Source organism: Frankia sp. Hr75.2 (genome assembly GCF_949319125.1).
In the GTDB taxonomy this organism is placed as follows: Bacteria; Actinomycetota; Actinomycetes; order Frankiales; family Frankiaceae; genus Parafrankia; species Parafrankia soli.
This window is the reverse complement of the sequence record NZ_CASGGV010000080.1, coordinates 1-5,423: the sequence shown is the minus strand read 5'-3', so window position 1 is coordinate 5,423 and position 5,423 is coordinate 1. Positions and strand designations below refer to the sequence as shown.

Genomic DNA, 5,423 nt, shown 5'->3' with positions numbered 1-5,423 from the left:
CTAGTCCGGCGCGGGGAGCCGGAGCGAGCACGCCGCAGGCGGCACGGCACGGCAGGACACGACGTGGCGTGGCCGGCCGCCGTCGTCCTGCACACGCCTGGTGGGTACCGCGGCGGCAGGTAGCCGCCCGGTACCCACCGATGGTCACGGGTCCCGCGGTTCGCCCTTGCTGGCGACGGCACCCAGCGACGGAAGGTGGATCGCATGCGATTCGCACTGCGCTTTGATTTCCGCAACCCCGAGTTCGCCGGCACGGCGACGGCGGACCGTTACGCCGCGGCCCTGGACATGGTGGAGTGGGCCGACCGGCTGGGCTGTTCCGCCGTCACCCTCTCCGAGCATCACGGTTCCGCCGACGGCTACCTGCCGAGCCCGGTCGTCATGCTCGCCGCCATGGCCGCGCGCACGAAGACCGTCCGGTTCAGCATCGCGGCGCTCATCGCGCCGTTCCACGACCCTCTCCGGCTCGCCGAGGACCTGCTCGTGCTCGACAACCTCAGCCGTGGCCGGGTCGACCTCGTGGTGGCCGCCGGCTACGTGCGCGAGGAGTTCGAGCTGTTCGGCGTTCCGATGAAAGAGCGGCCGCGTCGCGTCACCGAGGTGGTCACGACACTCAAGGCGGCGTTCTCGGGACAGCCCTTCGACTACCGCGGGCGCCGGGTGCACCTCACGCCCGGCCCCTACCGGCCCAGCGGCCCCTGGATCTCGCTCGGGGGCAGCAGCGAGCCCGCCGCGCGGCGGGCCGCCCGCATCGCCGACGGCTTCATCCCCTCGGACCTGCGGGTGTGGGAGTTCTACCGGGACGAGGTCCAACGGCTCGGGCGTCCGGACCCGGGCCCGAGCCCGATCGGCGCCACCCGGACGACCGTGCTCGCGGAGGACCCGGACAAGGGCTGGCAGCAGATGGCGCCCTACTTCCTGCACCAGATGAACACGTACGGCGCCTGGCAGGCGCAGGCCGACGTCTCGACTCCCTACCACTCGGTCGCCGACGTCGACGAGCTGCGGGCGAGCGGACAGTTCCGCGTCGGGACGCCCGATCAGCTCGTGACCGAGCTGCGGGCGTCCCGGACCCCGTTCGCGAACTTCCACCCGCTCTGCGGGGGCATGCCGATCGACCTGGCCTGGTCGAGCCTGCGGCTGTTCGAGCGCGAGGTTCTGCCGAGGGTCGCCCCAGGAGGGACCGATGACTGATCCTGATCCGAAGCTGCCCCTGAGCGGGGTCACGGTGCTGGATCTCACCCGGCTGCCACCCGGCGGCTTCTGCACCGTCCTGCTCGCGGACCTGGGCGCGGACGTGATCCGGGTCGAGTCGCCGAAGGGTCGGCTGTTCGACGGCCCGATCGGGCTGAACCGCGGCAAGCGGTCGATCGCCCTCGACCTCCGTCATCCCCGCGGGCTGGGGGTGCTCGGGCGCCTGGCCGCACACGCGGACGTGCTCGTCGAGAACGAGCGGCCCGGCGCCATGGCCGAGCGGGGCTTCGGGTACGCCGACGCGGCGGCGCGGGCACCCGGGCTCGTCTGGTGCTCGATCACGGGCTACGGCCAGGACGGGCCGTATGCGCAGTGGTCCGGCCACGACCTGTCGTTCGCGGCCCACTCGGGACTGCTGACGGCGCTGGAGCCGGGCCTGCCCTGGCAGCCGCAGCTGGTCCTCCCCATCCCCGTCGGCGCGCTCATGGCGAGCGTCGGCATCCTCGCCGCGCTGCGGGAGCGGGACCGGACGGGCCGGGGCAGCCAGCTCGACATCAGCCTCTCCGAGTCGGCGACCTGGCTGCTGTCCTCCGCCGACGGGATCATCGACTCCGGTCCGCGGGGCGTTCCCGCAGGGCCGGACCGGCACCTCTACGAGTGCGCGGAGGGCACCTGGATCGCCGTGACCGCCGCGGAGCCGCGCACCTGGGCGGCGCTGTGTACGGCGCTCGGGCTGGCGGACCTCGTGCCCACGCTGCACCGGTGGGACGACCCGGACGCGGTGACCGGGCAGCTCGCCGCGAAGTTCCGGGCGGCGCGGGCCGAGGACTGGGTGGCGAAGCTCGGCCCCCTCGGCGCGAGCGTGGTGCGGGTGAACCGCGCCACGGACCTGCCGGGCGATCCGCACGTCGCCGCCCGCGGCCTGCTGCAGAACGTGGGCGGCCTGACCGTCCCGCGCTCCCCGGTCCGCCTGCGCGACGCCGACGGCGAGCGACCGCCGGCCGAGAGCTACCCCCCGCCGCCGGTGGGCCAGCACACGCGCGCGGTGCTGGAGGAGGCCGGGCTGAGCGCGTCCGAGATCGACGAGCTGGCGGACTGCGGCGCCGTCGGTCGCCCACGTGAGCCCGCGTCCGACGGCAGGCCCGACGGCACCGGCGCCCAAGGCGGCACCGACGCACCCGGCCAGGCTCGCGGATGAAGGCGGTCCGCAACGCGCCGCCGGGCGTCGAGCTGGTCGAGGTCGACGAGCCGGCCGGCGACGGCGAGCTGATCAGGGTGGCGGCGGTCGGCATCTGCGCGTCGGACTTCCTGTATCTCGACTACGGCAGCACGCAGATCGCCGGGCACGAAATCGCCGGGGTCACCGCCGACGGCACGCCGGTCGCCGTCGAGGCGATCGTCGGCTGCCGGAACTGCGCCCACTGCGACGCCGGGAACCGGCAGTTCTGCGACACCCTGCTGGGCAGCGCGCTGGGAATGACGGCGCCCGGCGGGATGGCCGAGTACTTCCGTGCCCCGCGCCGGGCGCTCACCCCGCTGCCCACCGGGCTCGCGCTGCGCGACGCCTGTCTGGTGGAGCCCGGGTCGGTCGCGTGGCACGCCGCCCGGCTCGGCGGGGTGGGGCCGGGCAGCCGGGTCGCGGTCGTCGGCGCGGGCGGCATCGGCATCCTCGCCGCCGCGGCGGCGCAGGCGCTCGGCGCGGCGGAGGTCGCCGTCGAGGCGCGCCATCCGCACCAGTACGAGGCCCGCGAACGCCTCGGTGCCGTGGCGCCCGGAACGGACTACGACGTGGTGATCGAGACCGGCGGCAGCGAGAGCGCGCTGCACCGCGCCATCGAGCTGGCCCGGCCGCGGGGGACCGTGGTCTACGCCGGCATCCTGCAGGGCGTCACGCTGCCGCACTCCGAGCTGGCCCTGAAGGAGGTCGCGCTGCGGCCGTCGCTCGGGTACAGCGCGCACGACGGCCGCCGCGAGTTCGCGGAGGTGGCGGACATGCTCGCCGCCCGGCCGGAGATCCCCCAGATGCTGATCTCCCACCGGTTCCCGATCGACGACGCCGCGGCCGCGTTCGAGACCGCCCGCGACCGCTCCAGAGGCGTCCTGCGGGTCGTCGTCGAGCCCTGACCCCGCCCGCGGCCTGCCGCCGCCGGTCACCCGTCAGCCAGAGATGGGAGCCGTCAGGCAGGGCCTGGATGACAGGGAGGGTGAGGTTCACGTTGACACGCCAGAGCGACGTCGAGGTGGACGCCGTCAACGGCTACGAGCCGGCGGGAGGCAAGTTCGCCATGGTGAAATACATGACGACCCTGGCCGGTAGCAGCCTCGTCCACTGTTCCAGCTGTCTCGTTTCCGCGAGTACCTCGTCGCCCAGATCTCGAGGAACGACACACGCAAGAACGCCAATCGAAATACGATCCGTCAGTCGTTCGTTGGTGACCGCGGGCAGTTCAAGGGCCCTTGAGAGACGCGCCACGCCGGTGTTCTATCGACATTGAGTGTGGATCCTCCTCAGTGAGATCAGCGGCCGGACGATCTCACCGGCAGCGCTGATCGCGACGTGGCTCCCGCGGTCGGCACCCGGCGATCTGGCTGCGGCGGCGCGCACCCGGCGACGTGGTCCTCGCGGTCGGCCCCGGGCGATCTGACATCGTGTTCGGTTTCTCGCCGCGGGGTGGAGTGTTCCGTTCGCGCGCCTAAAGGGCCGCACGTGTCCGTCCCCGCCGAACCTTTGACGGATCAGTATGGGATGCGTTCCGCAAGCCTTCGCGGGCAGCGGCCCTGACGAGACACCACGTACCCCGCAGCCCCCGTGTCGGACTTTTCCGCGCCCGGCGGGGACAACAGAAGCCCAGGTCGGGGGCCTGATGGCCTCTTGAGGCCGCTCCGGCGGCGGCGTCCACAGACCACCCTGGCCGACCACCACCACCCCACCCACACCCCCGACGTCCACCCGACCGACCGCCACACCCGGGCACGGCCCCGGACCGGCCGCCCCGAGGTCCACCTGCCCGCCCGACGACAACGCGGCCTGTTTCAGACAGCACCGTCACCTCGACCGGCAACAGCGACCGGGAACGACGACCGGTCAGCCGGCGTTCGGTCAGCCTCGGAACGCGGGCCGCGGCGGCCCCACCGGCACCTGCTGGGAGAAGTTCTCCATCTTTGTCTGGCTCGGCGTCCTTCTTTAGGAGCGCGCTTTGTGGTGGTTGCTGTGCCGTTCCTGAGTGAGTCCCGGTACGTCCCGTGGTCGTCGAGGTCTCGGTTGGAGACGGGGGTGGGTGGCGGGAGCAGGGATAGTGGCGTCCACTTGCTCCTATGTCAACTGGCTGCCGCGAGATCGGGGGTGTCGTCGCGGGGTGCGTCGGCGAGGAGGGCCTTGTAGATCACGTCGGAGAGTCGGCGTTTGAGGACGCGGATCGATTCGGAGACGGTGTCTCCGGTGGCGCGTCGGCGTTGGAGCAGGTCGCGGGCAGCTGGATGGTAGTGAGCTTGCGTGATCGCGACGCGGTGGATGGCCGCGTTGAGTTGACGGTTCCCGGTTCTCGACAGGCGGTGTCGGCTGGGGTTGCCGGACCAGACCGGTAGTGGCGCGGTGCCGTTGTGGCGGGCGTAGGCGTGCCGGGAACGGAAGCGGCGGTGCCGGCGGTCTCTCCGAGGATCTTCGCGGCGGTCAGTGTGCCGCAGCCTGGGATCTCGAGCAGGGCCGGTGCTTGTGCGGCGAGGAGCGGTTCGAGCTCGGCTGCGAGGCGTTGGATCTGTTCGGTCAGATCACGGCATCGGTCGGCGAGGTCGCGTGCGAGTCGGGCTACCAGGGTCTCGTGCGTGGCGAGCCGTTCGGTGACGGCATGGAGGTGCTTGGGCCGCCAGAGGCTACGGGCGGGCGGCTGCCACGCCGGGGTCGAGTTCGTGCAGGTGCCAACGCAGCTTGTTGATGACGCGGGTCCGTTCGGCGAGGAGGCTGTCGCGGTGGTCGACGAGGAGCCGGATATCGCGCTCCGGGCCGTCGAGACGGGCCATGGGCAGGTCGGGTTCCCGTAGTGCTGCGCGGGCCACCGCGAGGGCGTCGATGGGGTCGGACTTGCCGTAGGTGCGCGTTGCGTCGCGGGCGTGGGCCATCAGTTTCGGGGGCACGCGCACGATACGCTCGCCGGCTCCCAGCAGGTCGCGTTCAAGGCGGCGGGACAGCAGGCGGCAGTCCTCGACCGCCCAGAGGCGGTCGGTGCCGAACC

Annotated in this window: 5 protein-coding genes and 1 pseudogene; 3 read left to right on the top strand and 3 right to left on the bottom strand. The window is 72.5% G+C overall.

Annotated features, from left to right (window positions below):
* The first annotated feature begins 204 nt into the window (after positions 1–204).
* Genes AC559T_RS08075 through AC559T_RS08065 form a run of 3 tightly spaced genes read left to right on the top strand, consistent with a single transcriptional unit; the run spans position 205 to position 3,318 of the window.
* Positions 205–1,194, top strand: coding sequence for an LLM class flavin-dependent oxidoreductase (locus AC559T_RS08075; RefSeq protein ID WP_498868296.1), 990 nt, complete (start codon positions 205–207; stop codon positions 1,192–1,194).
* Entirely contained in the window at positions 1,187–2,392 is a 1,206-nt protein-coding gene (locus AC559T_RS08070) for a CaiB/BaiF CoA transferase family protein (protein WP_498868295.1), read from the top strand. Before AC559T_RS08075 ends, AC559T_RS08070 begins: the two co-directional genes overlap by 8 nt.
* Positions 2,389–3,318 carry a zinc-dependent alcohol dehydrogenase gene (locus AC559T_RS08065; protein ID WP_498868294.1) on the top strand — a complete coding sequence of 310 codons (930 nt, stop codon included), beginning with the start codon at positions 2,389–2,391 and terminating at the stop codon, positions 3,316–3,318. The genes AC559T_RS08070 and AC559T_RS08065 overlap by 4 nt, the downstream gene beginning before the upstream one ends.
* 157 nt (positions 3,319–3,475) lie before the next feature.
* On the opposite strand, the pseudogene AC559T_RS08060 reads toward AC559T_RS08065, so the two are convergent.
* The 3 genes and pseudogenes from AC559T_RS08060 to AC559T_RS08050 form a co-directional block, all read right to left on the bottom strand.
* Positions 3,476–3,667: pseudogene (locus tag AC559T_RS08060) on the bottom strand (transposase domain-containing protein); the annotation flags it as partial.
* An 845-nt stretch (positions 3,668–4,512) separates the two neighbouring features.
* Positions 4,513–4,878: a transposase gene (locus tag AC559T_RS08055; protein WP_498868297.1), complete on the bottom strand. Its 366-nt coding sequence runs from the start codon at positions 4,876–4,878 to the stop codon at positions 4,513–4,515.
* A 186-nt stretch (positions 4,879–5,064) separates the two neighbouring features.
* The coding region (locus AC559T_RS08050; RefSeq protein ID WP_498868293.1) for an IS110 family transposase at positions 5,065–5,423 on the bottom strand (359 nt) is incomplete at its 5' end.

Excerpts from the sequence above, each read along its gene's own strand:
- AC559T_RS08075 (WP_498868296.1), top strand. The coding sequence starts at position 205 with ATGCGATTCGCACTGCGCTTTGATTTCCGCAACCCCGAGTTCGCCGGC.
- AC559T_RS08070 (WP_498868295.1), top strand. The coding sequence starts at position 1,187 with ATGACTGATCCTGATCCGAAGCTGCCCCTGAGCGGGGTCACGGTGCTG.
- AC559T_RS08065 (WP_498868294.1), top strand. The coding sequence starts at position 2,389 with ATGAAGGCGGTCCGCAACGCGCCGCCGGGCGTCGAGCTGGTCGAGGTC.